The following is a 20212-nucleotide window of genomic DNA, read 5'->3' as shown; positions in this document are numbered from 1 at the left end:
GGAGAAGTATGTCCGTCACGCGCGATCGCGTCACGCATGAGCCTCTGCCCGTGAAGGCTTGCCGGCGCCGCATCGAGCGGCGGCCAACCGCCTTGAAGCCCAGTTTCCAAACATTGCGCGTGACGCGCGCCGCCGTTTGCGTAATCGATCCGATGCGCAAGCCGGCCCATCGATCCGTCCGACCATGAACGCACCACAAGTATTCGACCCGCACGGCGCCCCCGCCGCATTGGCCGCCGATCCCGAACCGCGGCTGCGCGAGATTCCCTACAACTACACGTCGTTTTCCGATCGCGAAATCGTCATCCGGCTGCTTGGCACCGAAGCCTGGAGCATCCTCGACGAGCTGCGCAACGAGCGCCGCACCGGCCGCTCGGCCCGCATGCTCTACGAAGTGCTGGGCGACATCTGGGTCGTGCGCCGCAATCCGTATCTGCAAGACGATCTGCTCGACAATCCGAGGCGCCGCACGCTGCTCATCGAGGCGCTCGAGCATCGGCTCAATGAAATCGAGAAGCGGCGGCACGCCGATCTCGCCGAGCATCGCGACGACGCGGGACGCGAGCGGGCCGCGCGCGTGGAAACATTGGTCGCTGCCGCGCGCCGCGCGGTGGACGCGTTTGCCGGCGAATTCGCGGCGCTCGCCGAGTTGCGCCGCCGTGCGCTGAAGGTGCTCGGACGCTGCACGCAGAAAGACAACATCCGCTTCGACGGCTTGTCGCGCGTCTCGCACGTGACCGATGCGACCGACTGGCGCGTCGAATATCCGTTCGTCGTGCTCACGCCGGACACCGAGCAGGAAATCGCGCGTCTCGTGAAGGCGTGCTTCGAACTGGGCCTGACGGTGATCCCGCGTGGCGGCGGCACCGGCTATACGGGCGGAGCCGTGCCGCTCACGCCGTTTGCGGCCGTCATCAATACGGAAAAGCTCGAGCAGCTGGGCGCAATCGAGCTCACGGAACTCCCCGGGCTCGCACTCAAGGTGCCGACCATCTTCTCGGGCGCGGGCGTCGTCACGCGTCGCGTCACGGAAGCGGCCGAGGCCGGCGGCTATGTGTTCGCGGTGGATCCGACTTCGCTCGACGCCTCCTGCATCGGCGGCAACATCGCGATGAATGCGGGCGGCAAGAAGGCCGTGCTCTGGGGCACCGCGCTCGACAATCTCGCCTGGTGGCGCATGGTCGATCCGGAGGGCAACTGGCTCGAAGTGACGCGGCTCGGCCACAACCTCGGCAAGATCCACGATGCCGACATGGCGCGCTTCGAGCTGAAGTGGTTCGACGGCGAGCACGCTCCGGGCGAGCGCTTTTTGCGTACGGAAACATTGGCGATCGAAGGCCGGCGCTTTCGCAAGGAAGGGCTCGGCAAGGACGTCACCGATAAGTTCCTGTCCGGGTTGCCCGGCGTGCAAAAGGAGGGTTGCGACGGCCTCATCACGTCGGCGCGCTGGGTGCTGCACAAGATGCCCGCGCACACGCGCACGGTCTGCCTCGAATTTTTTGGCCAGGCGCGCGAGGCGATACCGAGCATCGTCGAAATCAAGAACTACCTGTTCGAGACGGCGAAGCGAGGCGGCGCGATCCTGGCGGGGCTCGAGCATCTGGACGAACGCTATTTGCGCGCGGTCGGTTACGCGACCAAATCGAAGCGCAATGCCTTCCCGAAGATGGTGTTGATCGGCGACATCGTCGGTGACGATGCCGACGCCGTGGCCTCGGCCACCTCCGAAGTGGTGCGCATGGCCAACGGCAAGAGCGGCGAGGGGTTCGTGGCCGTGAGCGCCGAGGCGCGCAAGCGTTTTTGGCTCGACCGCAGCCGCACGGCGGCGATCGCCAAGCATACGAACGCGTTCAAGATCAACGAAGACGTGGTGATCCCGCTCGATCGCATGGGCGAATACACGGACGGCATCGAGCGGATCAACATCGAGCTGTCGATCAAGAACAAGCTGCAGCTCGTCGATGCGCTCGAAGCGTTTTTCAAGGCCGGCAAGCTGCCGCTCGGCAAAAGCGACGATGCCAACGAGATTCCTAGCGCGGAGCTGCTCGAAGACCGTGTCCAGCAGGCGCTGGCATTGCTCGCGCATGTGCGTGAGCGCTGGGTCTTCCTGCGCGAGAACCTCGATATGCCGCTTCGCGAGGCGCAGCATACGCTCGTTCAGCTAGGCTACGAGGGGCTTGCCGAGAAGTTCGCCGACCGCGTCGATGGCCAGCCCGATGCAACGGTCTTTGACGTGACGCAGGATCGCACGGTGCGCGTGTCGTGGAAGCAGGAAATCCGCGCCGAGCTGAGGCAGATCTTCAACGGCGGAGAGTTCAAGCCGATCCTCGAAGAGGCGCAGGCCATCCATAAGCAGGTGCTGCGCGGCCGTGTCTTCGTCGCGCTCCATATGCACGCGGGCGATGGCAACGTGCATACGAATATTCCGGTGAACTCGGACAACTACGCGATGCTGCAGGATGCGCACGCGGCGGTCGAGCGCATCATGAAGCTCGCGCGCTCGCTCGACGGCGTGATTTCGGGCGAACACGGCATCGGCATCACCAAGCTCGAATTCCTGACCGATGACGAGATTGCCGAATTCCGCGCCTACAAGGAGCGGATCGACCCGCAAGGCCGTTTCAACAAGGGCAAGCTGCTGCCTGGGGCGGACTTGCGCAACGCCTATACGCCGAGCTTCGGCCTCATGGGTTACGAGTCGCTCATCATGCAGCAGTCCGACATCGGCGCGATCGCCGATTCCGTGAAGGACTGTCTGCGCTGCGGCAAGTGCAAGCCGGTGTGCGCGACCCACGTGCCGCGGGCAAACCTGCTCTACAGCCCGCGCAACAAGATTCTCGCGACGTCGCTGCTGATCGAGGCGTTTCTCTACGAAGAGCAGACGCGTCGCGGCGTGTCGATCAAGCATTGGGACGAGTTCAACGATGTCGCGGACCATTGCACCGTCTGCCACAAGTGCGTGACGCCGTGTCCGGTGAAGATCGACTTCGGCGACGTGTCGATGAACATGCGCAACCTTCTGCGCAAGATGGGCAAGAAGAAGTTCAACCCGGGCACGACCGCGGGCATGTTCTTCCTGAACGCGACGAACCCGCGCACGATCAATCTGGCGCGCACGGCGATGATGGGCGTCGGCTACAAGGCGCAGCGGCTCGGCAACGACCTGCTCAAGCAGTTCGCGAGAAAACAGACCGCGCATCCGCCGGCGACGACGGGCAAGCCGCCTGTCGTCGAGCAGGTGATCCATTTCATCAACAAGAAGATGCCGGGCGATCTGCCGAAGAAGACGGCGCGCGCGCTGCTCGACATCGAAGACAACAAGATCGTGCCGATCATTCGCAATCCGAAGACGACGACGGTCGATTCGGAAGCGGTGTTCTACTTCCCGGGCTGCGGCTCCGAGCGCCTGTTCTCGCAAGTAGGCCTCGCGACGCAGGCGATGCTGTGGGAGGCGGGCGTGCAGACGGTGCTGCCGCCAGGCTATCTATGCTGCGGTTATCCGCAGCGCGGTGCTGGGCAGTACGACAAGGCCGAGAAGATCGTGACCGACAACCGCGTGCTGTTTCACCGGGTGGCGAACACATTGAACTATCTCGACATCAAGACCGTGGTCGTCTCGTGCGGCACCTGCTACGACCAACTGGCCGGCTATGAATTCGAGAAGATCTTCCCGGGCTGCCGGATTATCGACATCCACGAATTCCTATTGGAAAAGGGCATGAAGCTCGACGGCGTGAAGGGCACGCGGTACATGTACCACGATCCCTGCCATACGCCGATCAAGACGATGGATCCGGTCAAGCTCGTCAACGAGCTGATGGGCGCCGAGAAGGACGGGTACAAAATCGAGAAGAACGACCGCTGCTGCGGCGAATCGGGCACGTTCGCCGTGAGCCGCCCCGACATCTCCACGCAAGTGCGCTTTCGCAAGGAAGAGGAGATCAGAAAGGGTGCGGCCAAATTGCGCGCGCTGCCGATCGTCGATGCGAACGCCGGGGCCGCTGCGAACGGCGAAACCAACGTCAAGATTCTCACGAGCTGTCCTTCCTGCCTGCAAGGGCTGAAGCGCTACAACGAGGATGCCGACATCGAGGCTGACTACATCGTCGTCGAAATCGCGCGGCGCACGCTCGGCGAGGACTGGATGGTGAACTACGTGCGCCAGGCCAACGATGGCGGGATCGAGCGCGTGCTGGTGTAATAGCGGCCATCGCCGGCTCGATCGGTGACGATCGGGCCGCAACGACGCGAAAGGACGACCATGGACTGCGTATTTTGCCGTGAGGAAGGGGGAACGGTGCTTTGGCAGGATGACGCCATGCGCGTCGTGCTGACCGACGAGATCGACTATCCGGGCTTTTGCCGGGTGATTTGGAATGCGCATGTCGCCGAATTCTCCGATCTTTCCGCCGCTCACCGCGAGCGTTTGATGCGCGTGGTCTATGCTGTCGAACGAGCATTGCGCACAGTCATGCAGCCGGCCAAGGTCAATCTCGCAAGCCTGGGCAATCAGGTGCCGCACCTGCATTGGCACGCGATCCCGCGTTTCACGAACGACGCGCATTTCCCCTTGCCGATCTGGGCGCCGCGGCAGCGCACCGTGTCCGAGGCGCTGCTCGCATCGCGCCGCGCACAGGCCACGCTGCTGGGCGATGCGGTGCGCCGCGAGGTCGTGCAGGCGTTTGCCTGATACCTGCGGTCCGGGGCGCGCTGCGGGTGCCGGCGGCACTGAACACAACGAATATCGAGGCAGTCATGAGCGGACTCACTCCCGATACCCCGGTTCCGACCGGCGTCGTCGTCCATGCGAAATCGCGTGTACTGGAATTGCAATATGCGGACGGGCAGAGCTACCGGGTCCCGTTCGAGCTGCTACGCGTCTCTTCGCCGTCAGCCGAGGTGCGCGGGCACGGGCCGGGCCAGGAAACGCTCCAGACCGGCAAGCGCGACGTCACGATCGTTTCGATCGCGCCGGTCGGCAACTACGCACTGCAGCCGACATTCTCGGATGGGCACTCCACGGGTCTTTACTCATGGGACTTGCTCCACGATCTGGCCACTCGCCAGGACGCATACTGGAGCGAATACCTGGGCAAGCTCGCCGCGGCAGGAGTGGACCGCGATGCGCCGATGAGCGAGCCCGGCGCTTCCGGTGCGCCGCACGGCCATTGCCACTGAAACCATTGAATAAAAAGCGGAGGATATTCGCGATGAGCAAGACCCACTTCGGCTTCGAAACGGTCGACGAGCGGGACAAGGCCAGGAAGGTCGCGGGCGTGTTCCACTCCGTCGCGTCGAATTACGACTTGATGAACGACCTGATGTCGGGGGGGCTGCACCGGGTCTGGAAGCAGTTCACCATCGCGCAGGCGAACGTGCGTCCGGGCGCGAAAGTGCTCGATATCGCAGGCGGCACGGGCGATCTGTCCAAGGCATTCGCGAAGCGGGCCGGTCCGACGGGCGAAGTGTGGCATACCGACATCAACGAATCGATGTTGCGGGTGGGGCGGGACCGGCTCCTCGATGAAGGTGTCATCACGCCGGCCCTGCTGTGCGACGCGGAGAAGATTCCGTTTCCCGACAATTACTTCGACGTAGTCACGGTCGCTTTCGGGCTGCGCAACATGACGCGCAAGGAAGTCGCGCTTGCCGAGATGCGGCGCGTGCTGAAGCCGGGCGGGCGGCTGCTCGTGCTCGAGTTTTCGAAAGTTTGGGAGCCGCTGAAAAAAGCGTACGACCTGTATTCGTTCAAGGTCTTGCCCTGGCTCGGCAACAAATTCGCCCGCGATGCCGAAAGCTACCGCTACTTGGCCGAATCGATCCGCATGCACCCGGATCAGGAAACACTGAAAACAATGATGGAACAAGCAGGCCTCGACGCCGTCAAATATTACAATTTGTCAGCTGGCGTGGTAGCCTTGCACGTGGCGACTAAATATTAGCGCCGCTAACCGCTTGTTTTTCGTGAGGAATTTCGAGATGTCCGATCCCCTTCCTGTTGCTTCCAAAAACCTTTCTAAGCCCCTTGCGAGGCGGATCGGCTCCGTTGCGCTGGTCGCGGTGCTTGCGGTGACCACCGTTGCTTCGCTCGATGCAGAAGCGAAGCGGTTGGGGGGCGGACGCACGTTCGGGCGCCAGGCCCAGACCACGCAAACGGCACCGTCCACGGCCACGCAGTCGCAGTCGCAGTCGTCGACGCAGCAGAACTCGCTGCAGTCGGCGCAACCGGCCGCCGCCGCGCGCACGCCATCGAGCCCGGCGCAGCCGGCGCCCGCGCGTTCGCGCTGGCTCGGCCCCATCGCCGGGTTGGCCGCCGGCCTCGGCATCGCGGCGTTGCTTTCGCACTTCGGGCTCGGCGGCGCGTTTGCCAGCATGATGGCAAACGTCATCGTGATCGCGTTGTTGGCGATGGCGGGCATCTGGCTCGTGCGTAAATTCATGTCGCGTCGTCGGGAGCCGGTGCCGGCTTATGGCGCCGCAGCGGCGGGGGCCGGTGGCGCGCCGATGCGGGACTTCGGGGTGTCGCGTATGCAGACGGCCGAGCCGGCCGCTTCGAGCGGAGCGATGCCGGGCGCCGCGATGGGCGCTGCGTCAGGCGCGGCGCTGCCAGCCGGTTTCGACACCGAAACCTTCCTGCGCCACGCGAAGGTCAACTTCGTTCGGTTGCAGGCGGCGTGGGACGAGGGCAATCTCGCCGACATCCGCGAATTCACGACCCCCGAAATGTTCGCTGAACTGAAGGTCGATATCGATGCGCGGGGCCGCGAACGCGATCAGACCGACGTCGTGCAGCTCAACGCCGAGCTCATCGGCGTCGAAGATCGCGGCAGCGAATATCTGGCGAGCGTGAGGTTCAGCGGCTTGATTCGCGAGTCGGCCGGTGAGTCGGCCGGGCCGTTCGTCGAGGTCTGGAATCTCTCCAAGGCGGCCCGCACGGGCGAGGGCTGGCTGCTGGCCGGCATCCAGCAGATCGCGCAGCACTGAGTGCGGCGCGTGGTTCGGGTGCGGCGTCGCGGCCGCACCATGGCGCGCGATGCGGCGGCGGCCGTGCGCGAACCGACGTTACAATAGTGGCCCGCGCAGGCAGCCGCCTCGCGCGGGCTTTTTTGTCGACCGCAGTTGCTGCTTCAGCTGTTACTGCGGTCCCGAGCCATGTCGAGCCCGATGATCCTTGCCGCCAAGCCCTTTGCCGCAGCCGTCAATCACCTGCTTGCCCGCGAAGCTTGGGCGCGAGAGCGGCTCGTGCCATATTCCGGGAAAACGGCACGTCTCGTCTTCTCTTCGCTTTCCATCACGTTGGCGGTGCAGCCCGAGGGCTATCTCAATGCGCTCGACGAGCATGAGGGCGCGCTGCCCGATGTCTCCATCGCGGTGCCGGCCGAAGCGGTATCGGCATTCGTGCAGGGTGGGCAGGCTGCGGTCATGAAACATGTAAGGATCGAAGGCGACGCCGAATTCGCGACGCAGCTCGGCAAACTGGCCGAGCACTTGCGCTGGGAGCCGGAAGAGGATCTCGCGCGGCTGATCGGAGACGCCAGTGCTTACCGGATGTCGGCGCTCGTGCGCACGGCCGGCGAGCGGGCGCTGCGTGCGGGACGCAATTTGCGCGACGCGGCGGCCGAGTATTTGCTCGACGAGAACCCCCAGCTCGTGCGGCGCACGTTGCTCGAAAGTTTCAACAGCGAGCTCGCGCGGGCGCGCGATGCCCTTGCGCGCGTGGAAAAGCGTATCGAGCGCATCGAGGCCCAAGCCGGCGCCGGCGGCGCTTCGATTTCGCGCGGCACCCGCTAGCGAGGCCACGGACTTTTCCATGCGTTTTCTGCGCTTTATCAAGATCGTCTATACGGTCATCCGGTTCGGCCTCGACGAAATGATGCTGGCCCGCATCAACGACCGCCGCGTGCGGTTCCTGCTGCGCATCGGCACGATTGGGCGTCGCTTCAAGTCGCCGCCGGCGGTGCGGCTAAGACTTGCGCTGGAGAGCCTGGGACCGATTTTCGTCAAGTTCGGTCAAGTGCTGTCGACTCGGCGAGATCTGCTTTCGCTCGACGTGGCGATCGAGCTCGCGAAGCTGCAGGATCAGGTGCCACCATTCGATTCGGATGTCGCCATCGATATCATCGAAAAATCGCTCGGCGCCAAGGTCGACGCGCTGTTCGACGAATTCGAGCGCGTGCCGGTGGCGAGCGCATCGATCGCGCAAGTGCACTTCGCGAAGGTCAAGGCGGGGCAGCATGCCGGCAAGCCCGTCGCCATCAAGGTGCTGCGGCCGAACATGCTGCCCGTCATCGATTCCGATCTGGCGCTTTTGCGCGACATCGCGGTCTGGGCGGAGCGGCTGTGGGCCGACGGCAAGCGCCTCAAACCACGCGAAGTCGTCGCCGAATTCGACAAATACCTCCACGACGAACTCGACTTGATGCGCGAGGCCGCCAACGGCAGCCAGTTGCGCCGCAACTTCATCGGGCTCGATCTGTTGCTCGTCCCGGAGATGTACTGGGAGTTCTGTACGCAGAATGTGCTCGTCATGGAGCGCATGGTCGGCGTTCCCATCAGCCAGGTCGAGACGCTGCGCGAGGCGGGCGTGGATATTCCAAAGCTCGCGCGCGAAGGTGTGGAGATTTTCTTCACACAAGTTTTCCGCGACGGCTTTTTTCATGCCGATATGCACCCGGGCAACATTCAGGTCAGCCTCGATCCAGCACATTTCGGGCGCTATATCGCGCTCGATTTCGGCATCATCGGCGCGCTGTCGGACTTCGACAAAAACTATCTGGCGCAAAACTTCCTGGCGTTTTTCAAACGCGACTATCACCGCGTGGCGACGCTTCATCTGGAATCGGGCTGGGTTCCGCCCACCACTCGCGTCGAAGAACTCGAAAGTGCGATTCGCGCCGTGTGCGAGCCCTATTTCGACCGGGCCCTGAAAGACATCTCGCTCGGGCAGGTGTTGCTCAGGCTGTTTTCGACCTCGCGGCGCTTCAATGTCGAGATTCAGCCGCAGCTCGTGTTGTTGCAAAAGACGATGCTCAATGTCGAGGGACTCGGCCGCTCGCTCGATCCGGAGCTCGATCTGTGGAAGACGGCGAAGCCTTACCTCGAACGCTGGATGAACGAACAGATCGGCATACGGGGCTGGCTGGACCGGCTGCGCGTCGAAGCGCCGCAGTGGAGCAAGACGCTGCCGCAGTTGCCGCGCCTCGTGCACAACGTGCTGGCCGGCCGCCACGATGGCGCGCGCGGGGCGCAGGACACGGTGATTCAGATGCTGCTCGTCGAACAGCGCCGTACGAATCGGCTGTTGCAGGCGCTGCTACTGTTCGGCGTGGCAATGGGCGTCGGCGCGGTGGCTGCGCGGTTCTGGCTCGTGCTGGCATACGGTGGGTGAGACCGGAGCCTCTCTATGAGCGATTCGACGCAGCCCGGCAGCGAGCCGACCTTCGATTCCCGCGATCCCGGCTCGGCCCACTTCTGGGACGAGCGTTTTCGCAAGGGCTTCACGCCCTGGGATCAGGCGGGGGTGCAGCATGCGTTTCTCGCTTTCATGGCGCGCACCGAACGGCGCCCCGTCTTGATCCCGGGTTGCGGTAGCGCGTATGAGGCACTCGCGCTCGCTCGAGCCGGCTGGACCGTGCGCGCCATCGATTTTTCGGCCGATGCGGTGGCGGCCGCCCGTGCGCAGCTCGGAGAATTCGGCGCGCTGGTCGAGCAGGCCGATTTTTTCAGCTACATGCCGCCGTTCGAGCCGGGGTGGATCTACGAGCGGGCGTTTTTCTGCGCGCTGCCGCCGGCACGCCGCGCCGATTACGTCCAACGCATGGCGCAACTGCTGGCGCCGGGCGGCTTGCTCGCCGGCTTCTTTTTCCTCGGCTCGACACCCAAGGGGCCGCCGTTCGGTGTCGAGCGTGCCCAACTCGAGGCGCTCTTCGCACCGTCGTTCGAGCTCGTCGAAGACGCGCCGGTCGACGACTCCCTACCCGTCTTCACCGGGCGCGAGCGCTGGCTCACGTGGCGCCGCCGCTGAGGCCCTTTCCGGGGCCTTGAATTTCGCGCCGACGCCCCCATCTCGGAACGGCCCGGCCCCCGGCTGCCTGAAATCAGACCGGGGGCCGGTTGCGGTTATAATTCAACGCTTTGTACGCACCGAACCGTTTTGTCGGAATTGCCGGGAAGAGAATCATGCCCATCTACGCTTATCGCTGCGAATCGTGCGGATTCGAAAAAGACGTGCTTCAGAAAATGAGCGACGCACCGCTCACGCAGTGTCCGGAGTGCAAGAGCGAGGCATTTCGGAAGCAAGTGACGGCCGCGGGCTTTCAATTGAAGGGCTCGGGTTGGTACGTCACCGATTTCCGTGGCGGCTCCAAGGGCGCCGGTGCCGCGGCGAATGGCCAGAAAGACAGCGGCGAATCGAAGACGGCGTCGGGTGATTCTGGAACCGCTACGGGAACCGCTTCGTCGGCTTCCGCGACGTCCGCGGCTTCGACGGGCGGGAGCGGCGCGGGCGGCTCGAGCGGCTCCGGTACGACGGCCCCCAGCACGACGGACGCCTGATCCGCTGCATCGCGCCGATCGGTGACCGGGCAGGCAGCCGGGCGGCTTCCGGCGCGCTCGAGGCTGGCCGTCCTCGAATGCGCTTTCGGACGCCGCGCCGAACCTTTTCCGCGGTTTTCTGACGGTATACATGAAAAACACGACGTTCAAATCCGTATTCCTGACCGGTCTGTTGGTTCTCGTGCCCCTGGCGATCACGCTATGGGTGCTCGGGCTCATCATCGGTACGATGGACCAGACGCTGCTCTTGCTGCCGGCTTCGTGGCAGCCCGAAAAGCTCTTCGGCTTCCATCTGCCGGGCATCGGCGCGCTGCTGACGCTGGCGTTCATCTTCATCGTCGGTCTGTTCACGCAGAACTTCGTCGGTCAGAAGCTCGTGACCTGGTGGGACGCCATCGTGCGTCACATCCCGATCGTGGGCCCGCTGTATACGAGCGTGAAACAGGTCTCGGACACGCTGTTGTCGAGCAGCGGCAATGCGTTTCGAAAAGCGCTTCTGATCGAATACCCGCGGCGCGGCTCTTACACGATCGCTTTTTTGACGGGTGTGCCGGGCGGCGATGTCCTCAACCACCTGAACACCGAGCACGTGAGCGTCTACGTGCCGACAACGCCCAACCCCACCTCCGGTTTTTTCCTGATGGTGCCGAAAAGCGAAGTCATCGAGCTCGATATGAGCGTCGATGCGGCGCTCAAGTACATCGTCTCGATGGGTGTGGTCGCCCCCGCGGCGCCGCCCGCGGCCGCCGTGGCGCGCCGGCCCGTCGAACCGCCTCTTTAAATACCGGGCGAAACGCGTAGCGTTCATCGCTCAATCATGCAAACGATAGACGAACACCATGTCGATGAGATCTGAATACTGCGGTCTGGTGACCGAACACCTGCTGGGTCAAACCGTTGCGCTCTGCGGGTGGGTGCATCGCCGGCGCGACCACGGCGGCGTCATTTTCATCGACCTGCGCGACCGCGAAGGCCTGGTCCAGGTCGTTTGCGATCCCGATCGTGCCGACATGTTCAAAGCCGCCGAGGGTGTGCGCAACGAGTTCTGCGTGCGCGTTGTCGGCGTCGTGCGCAACCGCCCCGAGGGAACGATCAACGCGGGCCTGCAGAGCGGCAAGATCGAAGTGCTCTGCCATGAGCTCACCGTGCTCAACGCATCGGTCACGCCGCCCTTCCAGCTCGACGACGACAATCTCTCGGAAACCACGCGCCTGACGCACCGTGTGCTCGATCTGCGCCGTCCGCAAATGCAGCACAACCTGCGTTTGCGTTACCGCGTGGCGATCGAAGTGCGCAAGTACCTCGACGCGCAAGGCTTCATCGATATCGAAACGCCGATGCTCACGAAGAGCACGCCCGAAGGCGCGCGCGACTACCTCGTGCCGTCGCGTGTGAACGCCGGGCAGTTCTTCGCGCTGCCGCAGTCGCCCCAGCTTTTCAAGCAGCTTTTGATGGTGGCGAACTTCGATCGCTACTATCAGATCGTCAAGTGCTTCCGCGACGAGGACCTGCGGGCCGACCGTCAGCCCGAATTCACGCAGATCGACTGCGAAACGTCGTTCCTCTCGGAACAGGAAATCCGCGATCTTTTCGAAAAGATGATCCGGCACGTGTTCAAGGAAACGATCGATGTCACGCTCGACGATCCGTTCCCGGTCATGCAGTACGCCGAAGCGATGGCGCGTTTCGGTTCGGACAAGCCCGACCTGCGGGTGAAGCTCGAGTTCACCGAGCTGACCGATGCCATGAAGGACGTCGAGTTCAAGGTATTCAGCGCACCTGCCAATACGAAGGACGGCCGTGTCGCGGCGCTGCGCGTGCCCAAGGGCAGCGAGCTCTCGCGCGGCGACATCGACGGGTATACGGAGTTCGTGCGCATTTACGGCGCGAAAGGCCTCGCCTGGATCAAGGTCAACGATGCCGCGAAGGGGCGCGACGGTCTGCAAAGCCCGATCGTCAAGAACCTGCACGATGCGGCGATTGCGGCGATCCTCGAGCGCACCGGCGCACAGGACGGCGACATCGTTTTCTTTGCCGCCGATCGCGCGAAGGTGGTCAACGACAGCCTCGGCGCATTGCGTCTGAAGATCGGCCATTCGGAATTCGGCAAGGCGAACGGCCTCGTCGAGCAAGGCTGGAAGCCGCTGTGGGTCGTCGATTTCCCGATGTTCGAATACGACGAGGAAGAGGCGCGCCACGTCGCCGCTCACCATCCGTTCACGAGCCCGAAGGATGAGCACCTCGAGTATCTCGAGACGGACCCGGGCCGTTGCCTCGCCAAAGCTTACGATATGGTGCTCAACGGCTGGGAGATCGGCGGCGGGTCCGTGCGGATCCATCGCGAAGAGGTGCAAAGCAAGGTCTTCCGCGCGCTGAAGATCGGTCCGGACGAGGCGCGTGCGAAGTTCGGCTTCCTGCTCGACGCGTTGCAGTACGGCGCGCCGCCGCATGGCGGGATTGCGTTCGGGCTCGACCGCATCGTGACGATGATGGCGGGTGCCGATTCGATCCGCGATGTCATTGCGTTCCCGAAGACGCAGCGTGCGCAATGTCTGCTGACGCAAGCGCCGAGCCCCGTCGACGAGCGCCAACTGCGCGAGCTGCACATCCGACTGCGCCAGCCCGAGCAGCCGAAGGCGTAAGCTGTTGCTCTCGCGCGGCGTGCCGCGCGGATCATCGGAAAAGGCGCTTCGGCGCCTTTTGTCAAAGCCATGCAAAAACCGCCGAAGATCCCGGAGTCCGTTCTCGTCGTCATTTACACGCCGGAGCTCGACGTGCTCGTCATCGAGCGCGCCGACCGGCCTGGGTTCTGGCAATCCGTGACCGGATCGAAGGACAGCCTCGACGAACCGCTGGCGCAGACCGCGATGCGCGAGGTGGCGGAGGAAACGGGCATCGCCATCGGCAGTGCCGACGTGCCGGCGAGCGCGCTCGTCGATTGGGGCCAGCACATCGAGTACGACATCTATCCGGTCTGGCGCCATCGCTATGCCGAAGGCGTCACTCGCAACCTGGAGCACTGGTTCGGGCTCGAAGTGCCGCGGCGGCTCGAGGTGAAGCTCGCACCGCGCGAGCACACCGCTTACCTCTGGCTGCCCTACGAGCAAGCGGCGGCCCGGTGCTTTTCGTCGTCCAACCGCGACGCGATCCTGCAGTTGCCGCGTCGCTTGCAAGCGCGCGGCGAATGAGCCGTCACGGCGCGCGCCGGTTGGCGCGCTTCGGCGCGGCGCTGGTATCGCGGCGTCGTTCGATCCGCCTTGCCTTCACCCCCGGCAATCGCGTGCGGCTTTTCGGCACCGGCGATGCCTATTTTGCGGCGCTCATTGCCCGCATCGACGCGGCGCAGCACGACGTGGCGCTCGAAACGTATATCTATTGCGACGATGCAGCCGGCCGTCCGGTATCGGAGGCGCTGACGCGCGCGGCCGCGCGCGGCGTGCGCGTGCGCGTGATCACCGACGGCATCGGCACGGGCCGGCTTCCGCTCTTCGACGCGTGGCGTGAAGCCGGCGTCGAACACCGCATCTACAATCCGCACCTGTTCGGCCGGTTCGGCTTTTCGCGCACGCATCGGAAGATCGCTTTCGTCGACGGAATCGCCGCGTTTTGCGGCGGCATCAATATCGTCGACGATTACGATGCCGGCGCTTTGCGCCTGCCGTTCCCGCGTTGGGATTTTGCCGTGGAATTGAACGGGCCCGTCGTTGCGCAGGTACGAGCGGCGTTCGACATCCAATGGCGCCGTCTGGAGATCGGCCATCGGCCGAATCCGCTCGACGCGCTGCGCGCGGGCATGCGGGGTATTTCGTCAGCCCCCGGCGTGCGTGCGCGGCGCGCCGCGCCTTTGACGGCCGGCGAGCCAGCTGTCGCATTCATCGCGCGCGACAATCTCGTGAACCGCCGCGCGATCGAAAAGGCCTACCTCGTGGCGATCGGCCGCGCGCGCCGCGAAATCCTCGTCGCCAACCCCTACTTCATGCCGGGACGCCGAATGCGTCGCGCGCTCGTGCGCGCGGCAAGGCGCGGCGTGGATGTGCGCCTGCTCGTCGGCAGAAAGGAATTCGTCGTACTCGATCATGCCGTGCGCTACCTCTATCGAACATTGTTGATGGCGGGCGTGCGTATCGGGGAGTATGAAAAGACGATGCTGCATGCCAAGGTGGCGGTCATCGATTCGAGCTGGGCGACGATCGGTTCGTCCAATCTCGATGCGCTCAGCCTGGTGCTCAACAATGAAGCGAATGTCGTGCTCGTCGAGCACGACGAAATCGGTCTTTTGCGCCGCGCGATTCTCGCCGCCTTCGACGACGGGAGACCGATCGACGCCGTCCGCTATGCGGCCCGCCCCTGGTACGAGCGGGTCGTGAACCGGGTGGCCTATGTGGTCTACCGAATGGCGATGAAACTGCTCACGATCGGCGGCTACGACTGAGGGCAATCCGCGAAAGCCCTCTATCCCGATACCGGCGAATGCGGCAATACTCCGATCATCGAAACTGTGCCCGGTTAGATCGGGTTTTCTAATAAAGTCCTTGTTTCGACGACGGCTGCGCTCAATAATAGTACGGCCGTTCGTTTTTGGATGGAATCCTATAAGAACGGTATTTGGCCATGCGAAAAGGTGAACAGACGCGCGCCGCGATTCTCGATGCTGCGCTTGACCTGGCGAGCCGCGATGGGCTCGAGGGTCTGACGATCGGGCTTTTGGCCGAGCGTATGCAGATGAGCAAGAGCGGCGTGTTCGCGCACTTTGGCTCGCGCGAGGATTTGCAGGTGGAAGTGGTGCGCGAGTACCACCGCCGCTTCGAGGAAGAAGTGTTCTTCCCGAGCCTGCGCGAGCCGCGCGGGTTGCCGCGTTTGCGTGCAATGCTGAGCCGCTGGATCGAGAAGCGCATCCAGGAAGTGACGACGGGATGCATCTATATCAGCGGCGCGGTCGAGTACGACGATCGCGGCGACAATCCGGTCCGCGAAGAGCTCGTCGCGAGTGTGTCGACCTGGCGTGCGGCATTGCTGCGCGCGATTTCGCAGGCGTTGGCGGAGGGGCATTTGCGTCCGGATACCGATCCGAATCTGATGCTTTTCGAACTGTATAGCTTCACGCTCGGTCTGCATCATGATGCACGCTTTCTGCACCTGCCGGATGCGGTGCGACTGACGTGGGCCGCGTTGGAAAAGACGATCGTCTTGTATCAAAGTCAGAGCGAAAGCCGTTAGCGGGCGCGCGGGCCATCGATACCCGCCCGCGCGACGGCCGAGCTGGTCGCTGCATATCTTGGGAGGGGAGTCATGGGTCAGTACGCCGCGCCGTTGCGGGACATGCAGTTCGTCATGCACGAGCTGCTCGATGTCGAAGCCGAACTGAAAGGCATGCCGAAACATGCCGATCTGGATGCCGATACGATCAACCAGGTGCTCGAGGAGGCCGGCAAATTCTGCTCGGAGGTGCTCTTCCCGCTGAACCAGACCGGCGACCGCGAAGGCTGCGTCTATCACGGCGACGGTGTCGTCACGACGCCGAAGGGTTTCAAGGAGGCCTACGCGCAATACGTCGCGGCAGGTTGGCCCGCGCTCGGCTGCGACCCTGAATACGGCGGCCAGGGCCTGCCCGCATTCGTCAATAACGCGCTGTATGAAATGGCCAACTCGGCCAATCAGGCCTGGACGATGTATCCGGGGCTCTCTCATGGCGCCTACGAATGTTTGCGGGAGCACGGCACGCCGGAGCAGCAGCGCGTCTATCTGCCGAGGCTGGTGGCCGGCACCTGGACGGGCACGATGTGCCTGACCGAGCCCCATTGCGGTACGGACCTCGGCATTCTGCGCACGAAAGCCGAGCCTGCGCTCGACGGCTCCTACTCGATCACCGGCACCAAGATCTTCATTTCGAGCGGCGAGCACGATCTCGCCGAAAACATCGTGCACCTCGTGCTTGCCCGGCTGCCCGACGCGCCTCCGGGAACGAAGGGCATTTCGCTTTTCATCGTGCCGAAATTCGTGCCGAACGCGAGCGGCGAGATCGGCGAGCGCAATGGCGTCAAGTGCGGCTCGATTGAGCACAAGATGGGCATCCACGGCAACGCCACCTGCGTCATGAATCTCGACAACGCGAAGGGTTGGCTCGTGGGCGAGCCGAACCGCGGGCTGCAGGCCATGTTCGTCATGATGAACGCGGCGCGGCTCGGCGTCGGCATGCAAGGGCTCGGCCTCACGGAAGTCGCGTACCAGAACTCGCTCGCCTATGCGAAGGAGCGCTTGCAGATGCGCTCGCTGACCGGGCCCAAAGCACCGGACAAGCCGGCGGACCCGATCATCGTGCATCCGGACGTTCGCCGCCTGCTGCTGACGCAAAAGGCCTATGCCGAGGGCGGGCGTGCATTCACGTACTGGTCGGCACTGCAGATCGACAAGGAACTCTCCCATGCCGACGAATCGGTGCGCAAGGAAGCGGCCGATCTCGTCGCTCTGCTGACGCCGATCATCAAGGCGTTCCTGACCGACAACGCATTCGAGTGCACGAATCACGCCATGCAGGTCTTCGGCGGTCATGGCTTCATTTCCGAATGGGGAATGGAGCAGTACGTGCGCGACGCGCGCATCAACATGATCTACGAAGGCACGAACGCCGTGCAAGCACTCGATCTGCTGGGCCGCAAGGTGCTCGGCGACATGGGCGCGAAACTCAAGAAATTCGGCAAGCTCGTGTCGGATTTCGTCGAAGAGCAAGGCGTGAAACCCGAGATGCAGGAGTTCGTCAATCCGCTGGCCGACATCGGCGAGAAGGTGCAGAAGCTGACGATGGAAATCGGCATGAAGGCCATGCAGAACCCGGACGAGGTCGGGGCGGCGGCCGTGCCCTATCTGCGCACCGTGGGGCACCTCGTGTTTTCGTATTTCTGGGCCCGCATGGCGCGCATCGCGCTCGACAAAGAGGCGTCGGGCGATCCGTTCTATAAGTCGAAACTTGCCACCGCGCGTTTTTACTTCGCCAAACTCCTGCCCGAGACGGCCGCCACGATTCGTATGGCGCGTGCCGGTGCAAAGCCATTGATGGACATCGACGAGGCGCTTTTTTGAACGATGACGGGATTCGCCGACGTCTTCGTTCGACGCGTCCGTTTCATATCGGCCGGCTGCCGCAGGGTGCGCCCGGTGCGCCCACGCGGGGGCCGGCAAACCGCATGACTCCGAGGGAGAATTGACGTGAGCAACCTGATCATTCGCAAGGTGGCCGTGCTCGGTGCCGGCGTGATGGGTGCGCAGATCGCGGCGCATCTGATCAACGCCAAAGTTCCGGTGCTGCTCTTCGATCTGCCGGCCAAGGAAGGCCCCAAAAACGGGATCGCCCTGAAAGCGATCGAGAATCTCAAGAAGCTCTCGCCCGCGCCGTTCGGCGTCAAGGACGACGCGCGCTTTCTCGAGCCGGCCAATTATGAAGACGACATCGCCCGGCTGGGCGAGTGCGATCTCGTCATCGAAGCCATCGCCGAGCGCATGGACTGGAAGCATGACCTCTACAAGAAGGTCTCGCCGCATCTCGCGCCGCATGCGATTTTCGCCACGAATACTTCGGGGCTGTCGATCGGCAAGCTGTCGGACGGATTCTCCGACGAACTCAAAGCGCGCTTTTGCGGCGTGCATTTCTTCAATCCGCCGCGCTACATGCATCTCGTCGAGCTGATTCCGACGCCGCATACACGTGCGCAGATTCTCGACGATCTCGAGACGTTCTTGACGAGCGTCGTCGGCAAGGGCGTCGTGCGGGCCAAGGATACGCCGAACTTCATCGCCAATCGCGTCGGCGTGTTCTCGATCCTGGCCGTGATCGCGGAAGCGCAGAAGTTCGGTCTGCGCTTCGACGAGGTCGACGATCTGACCGGCGCGCGGCTCGGCCGCGCCAAATCGGCGACGTTCCGTACCGCCGATGTCGTCGGCCTGGACACGATGGCCCATGTCATCAAGACGATGCAGGACAATCTCGCCGACGATCCGTTTGCGCCCGTGTATGAAACGCCGGCCGTACTGGCGGAACTCGTGAAGCAGGGCGCGCTCGGCCAGAAGACCGGGGCCGGCTTTTACAGGAAGGAAGGCAAGACCATCAAGGTGCTCGACCCGAAATCGGGTACCTATATCGAAGGCGGCGCCAAGGCGGACGAGCTCGTCGGCCGCATTCTCAAACGCCCGGCCGCGGAGCGGTTGAAGCTGCTGCGCGAATCGGAGCACCCGCAGGCCCAGTTCCTCTGGGCGATTTTCCGCGACGTATTCCACTACATCGCCGTGCATCTCGAGTCGATCGCCGATAACGCGCGTGACGTCGATCTGGCGATCCGTTGGGGCTTCGGCTGGAACGATGGACCTTTCGAAGGTTGGCAGGCGGCCGGCTGGAAGCAGGTCGCCGAATGGGTGCAGGAAGACGTCAGCGCGGGCAAGGCGCTTTCGAAGGCGCCGCTGCCGTCGTGGGTGTTCGAAGGTGCGGTGGCCGAAAGCGGTGGCGTGCATACGAACGAGGGCTCGTGGTCGCCCGCCGCGGGCAAGTTCGTGCCGCGCCCGGCGCTTCCCGTCTACGACAAGCAGGTGTTCCGCGCACCGCTCGTCGGCGAAACCGGGATCGATCCGAAGACCTACGGCAAGACGCTTTTCGAAACCGATGCGGTGCGCGCCTGGGTCGATCCGCGCGCAGGTGAAGACGACGTCGTCATCGTGTCGTTCAAGAGCAAGATGAACACGATCGGCCCGAGCGTGATCGACGGGATCGTGCAGGCGATCGAGCTCGCCGAGAAGGCGTACAAGGCCGTGGTCGTCTGGCAGCCGACCTCGCTCAAGCTCGGGACGCCGGGCGGTCCGTTTTCAGCCGGTGCCAATCTCGAGGAGGCCATGCCCGCTTTCATGATGGGCGGCGCCAAGGGCATCGAGCCGTTCGTAAAGAAATTCCAGCAGGGGATGTTGCGGATCAAGTATGCGAACGTCCCCGTCGTCGCGGCGGTCTCGGGCATCGCGCTCGGTGGCGGTTGCGAGCTGGTTCTGCACAGTGCGAAGCGCGTCGCGCACATCGAAAGCTACATCGGCCTCGTCGAAGTGGGTGTCGGGCTCGTGCCGGCCGGGGGCGGGCTCAAGGAAGCGGCATTGCGGGCCGCCGACGCGGCCGCGGCGATCGGCGCGCCGACGGGCGAACTGTTGAAGTTCATCGGCAAATCGTTCGAGAACGCGGCGATGGCCAAAGTCTCCGGCTCGGCGCTCGAGGCGCGTGCAATGGGGTATCTCAAGCCGTCCGACACGATCGTCTTCAACGTGTTCGAGCTGCTCGATACCGCGAAGAAGGAGGCGCGCGCGCTGGCGGCGGCAGGCTACCGTCCGCCGTTGCGTGCCACGCAGATTCCGGTGGCGGGCCGCTCCGCGATCTCGACGATCAAGGCTCAACTGGTCAATATGCGCGACGGCAACTTCATCAGCGCTCACGATTTCCTGATCGCTTCGCGTATTGCCGAGGTGATCTGCGGTGGCGACGTGGAAGCCGGCAGTCTCGTCGACGAGGAATGGCTGCTGACGCTCGAGCGGCGCGCTTTCGTCGAATTGCTCGGCACGCAAAAGACGCAGGAGCGGATCATGGGCATGCTGCAGACCGGCAAGCCGGTGCGCAATTAACGAGAGTCGCATTCAG

General features: G+C 63.7%; 16 protein-coding genes. All 16 read left to right on the top strand.

The window, feature by feature from the left end:
• Window positions 1-184: 184 nt before the first annotated feature.
• Window positions 185-4201 (top strand): DUF3683 domain-containing protein, encoded by a 4017-nt coding sequence (locus VGL01_RS12320; protein WP_331569625.1) that lies wholly within the window; start codon window positions 185-187, stop codon window positions 4199-4201.
• 60 nt (window positions 4202-4261) lie between these two features.
• Window positions 4262-4690: an HIT family protein gene (locus VGL01_RS12315; protein ID WP_331569623.1), complete on the top strand. Its 429-nt coding sequence runs from the start codon at window positions 4262-4264 to the stop codon at window positions 4688-4690.
• A gap of 65 nt (window positions 4691-4755) precedes the next feature.
• The gene (locus VGL01_RS12310) at window positions 4756-5178 is read left to right on the top strand and encodes a DUF971 domain-containing protein (protein WP_331569621.1); all 423 of its coding nucleotides are present in this window, start codon (window positions 4756-4758) and stop codon (window positions 5176-5178) included.
• A 32-nt stretch (window positions 5179-5210) separates the two neighbouring features.
• Complete coding sequence (ubiE, locus tag VGL01_RS12305) at window positions 5211-5942, top strand: bifunctional demethylmenaquinone methyltransferase/2-methoxy-6-polyprenyl-1,4-benzoquinol methylase UbiE (RefSeq protein WP_331569619.1); 732 nt, start codon at window positions 5211-5213, stop codon at window positions 5940-5942.
• A gap of 37 nt (window positions 5943-5979) precedes the next feature.
• A complete protein-coding gene (locus VGL01_RS12300; protein WP_331569617.1) occupies window positions 5980-6984 on the top strand; it encodes a Tim44 domain-containing protein in 1005 nt (334 codons plus the stop codon).
• 180 nt (window positions 6985-7164) lie between these two features.
• Window positions 7165-7791: a ubiquinone biosynthesis accessory factor UbiJ gene (locus VGL01_RS12295; RefSeq protein WP_331569673.1), complete on the top strand. Its 627-nt coding sequence runs from the start codon at window positions 7165-7167 to the stop codon at window positions 7789-7791.
• 19 nt (window positions 7792-7810) lie between these two features.
• Complete coding sequence (ubiB, locus tag VGL01_RS12290; protein WP_331569615.1) at window positions 7811-9388, top strand: ubiquinone biosynthesis regulatory protein kinase UbiB; 1578 nt, start codon at window positions 7811-7813, stop codon at window positions 9386-9388.
• Window positions 9389-9403: 15 nt separating this feature from the next.
• Window positions 9404-10024 (top strand): methyltransferase domain-containing protein, encoded by a 621-nt coding sequence (locus VGL01_RS12285; RefSeq protein WP_331569613.1) that lies wholly within the window; start codon window positions 9404-9406, stop codon window positions 10022-10024.
• A gap of 155 nt (window positions 10025-10179) precedes the next feature.
• Complete coding sequence (locus VGL01_RS12280; protein WP_331569611.1) at window positions 10180-10554, top strand: FmdB family zinc ribbon protein; 375 nt, start codon at window positions 10180-10182, stop codon at window positions 10552-10554.
• Window positions 10555-10684: 130 nt separating this feature from the next.
• The gene (locus VGL01_RS12275; protein ID WP_331569609.1) at window positions 10685-11335 is read left to right on the top strand and encodes a DUF502 domain-containing protein; all 651 of its coding nucleotides are present in this window, start codon (window positions 10685-10687) and stop codon (window positions 11333-11335) included.
• Between the two features lie 58 nt (window positions 11336-11393).
• Window positions 11394-13196 carry an aspartate--tRNA ligase gene (aspS, locus tag VGL01_RS12270; RefSeq protein WP_331569608.1) on the top strand — a complete coding sequence of 601 codons (1803 nt, stop codon included), beginning with the start codon at window positions 11394-11396 and terminating at the stop codon, window positions 13194-13196.
• Between the two features lie 69 nt (window positions 13197-13265).
• Window positions 13266-13742: a dihydroneopterin triphosphate diphosphatase gene (gene nudB / locus VGL01_RS12265; protein ID WP_331569606.1), complete on the top strand. Its 477-nt coding sequence runs from the start codon at window positions 13266-13268 to the stop codon at window positions 13740-13742.
• Complete coding sequence (gene clsB, locus VGL01_RS12260; RefSeq protein ID WP_331569604.1) at window positions 13739-14986, top strand: cardiolipin synthase ClsB; 1248 nt, start codon at window positions 13739-13741, stop codon at window positions 14984-14986. Before nudB ends, clsB begins: the two co-directional genes overlap by 4 nt.
• A 179-nt stretch (window positions 14987-15165) precedes the next feature.
• Window positions 15166-15771, top strand: coding sequence for a TetR/AcrR family transcriptional regulator (locus VGL01_RS12255; RefSeq protein WP_331569602.1), 606 nt, complete (start codon window positions 15166-15168; stop codon window positions 15769-15771).
• A 72-nt stretch (window positions 15772-15843) separates the two neighbouring features.
• Window positions 15844-17631 (top strand): acyl-CoA dehydrogenase C-terminal domain-containing protein, encoded by a 1788-nt coding sequence (locus VGL01_RS12250; RefSeq protein WP_331569600.1) that lies wholly within the window; start codon window positions 15844-15846, stop codon window positions 17629-17631.
• Window positions 17632-17757: 126 nt separating this feature from the next.
• Window positions 17758-20196, top strand: coding sequence for a 3-hydroxyacyl-CoA dehydrogenase/enoyl-CoA hydratase family protein (locus tag VGL01_RS12245; protein ID WP_331569598.1), 2439 nt, complete (start codon window positions 17758-17760; stop codon window positions 20194-20196).
• The last annotated feature ends 16 nt before the right edge of the window (window positions 20197-20212 follow it).

Origin of the sequence: Trinickia sp. (assembly GCF_036503415.1) — a bacterium.
Lineage (GTDB): Bacteria > Pseudomonadota > Gammaproteobacteria > Burkholderiales > Burkholderiaceae > Trinickia.
This window is presented reverse-complemented; position numbering and strand designations above follow the sequence as displayed.

Excerpts from the sequence above, each read along its gene's own strand:
- VGL01_RS12320 (WP_331569625.1), top strand. The coding sequence starts at position 185 with ATGAACGCACCACAAGTATTCGACCCGCACGGCGCCCCCGCCGCATTG.
- VGL01_RS12315 (WP_331569623.1), top strand. The coding sequence starts at position 4,262 with ATGGACTGCGTATTTTGCCGTGAGGAAGGGGGAACGGTGCTTTGGCAG.
- VGL01_RS12310 (WP_331569621.1), top strand. The coding sequence starts at position 4,756 with ATGAGCGGACTCACTCCCGATACCCCGGTTCCGACCGGCGTCGTCGTC.
- ubiE (WP_331569619.1), top strand. The coding sequence starts at position 5,211 with ATGAGCAAGACCCACTTCGGCTTCGAAACGGTCGACGAGCGGGACAAG.
- VGL01_RS12300 (WP_331569617.1), top strand. The coding sequence starts at position 5,980 with ATGTCCGATCCCCTTCCTGTTGCTTCCAAAAACCTTTCTAAGCCCCTT.
- VGL01_RS12295 (WP_331569673.1), top strand. The coding sequence starts at position 7,165 with ATGATCCTTGCCGCCAAGCCCTTTGCCGCAGCCGTCAATCACCTGCTT.
- ubiB (WP_331569615.1), top strand. The coding sequence starts at position 7,811 with ATGCGTTTTCTGCGCTTTATCAAGATCGTCTATACGGTCATCCGGTTC.
- VGL01_RS12285 (WP_331569613.1), top strand. The coding sequence starts at position 9,404 with ATGAGCGATTCGACGCAGCCCGGCAGCGAGCCGACCTTCGATTCCCGC.
- VGL01_RS12280 (WP_331569611.1), top strand. The coding sequence starts at position 10,180 with ATGCCCATCTACGCTTATCGCTGCGAATCGTGCGGATTCGAAAAAGAC.
- VGL01_RS12275 (WP_331569609.1), top strand. The coding sequence starts at position 10,685 with ATGAAAAACACGACGTTCAAATCCGTATTCCTGACCGGTCTGTTGGTT.
- aspS (WP_331569608.1), top strand. The coding sequence starts at position 11,394 with ATGTCGATGAGATCTGAATACTGCGGTCTGGTGACCGAACACCTGCTG.
- nudB (WP_331569606.1), top strand. The coding sequence starts at position 13,266 with ATGCAAAAACCGCCGAAGATCCCGGAGTCCGTTCTCGTCGTCATTTAC.
- clsB (WP_331569604.1), top strand. The coding sequence starts at position 13,739 with ATGAGCCGTCACGGCGCGCGCCGGTTGGCGCGCTTCGGCGCGGCGCTG.
- VGL01_RS12255 (WP_331569602.1), top strand. The coding sequence starts at position 15,166 with ATGCGAAAAGGTGAACAGACGCGCGCCGCGATTCTCGATGCTGCGCTT.
- VGL01_RS12250 (WP_331569600.1), top strand. The coding sequence starts at position 15,844 with ATGGGTCAGTACGCCGCGCCGTTGCGGGACATGCAGTTCGTCATGCAC.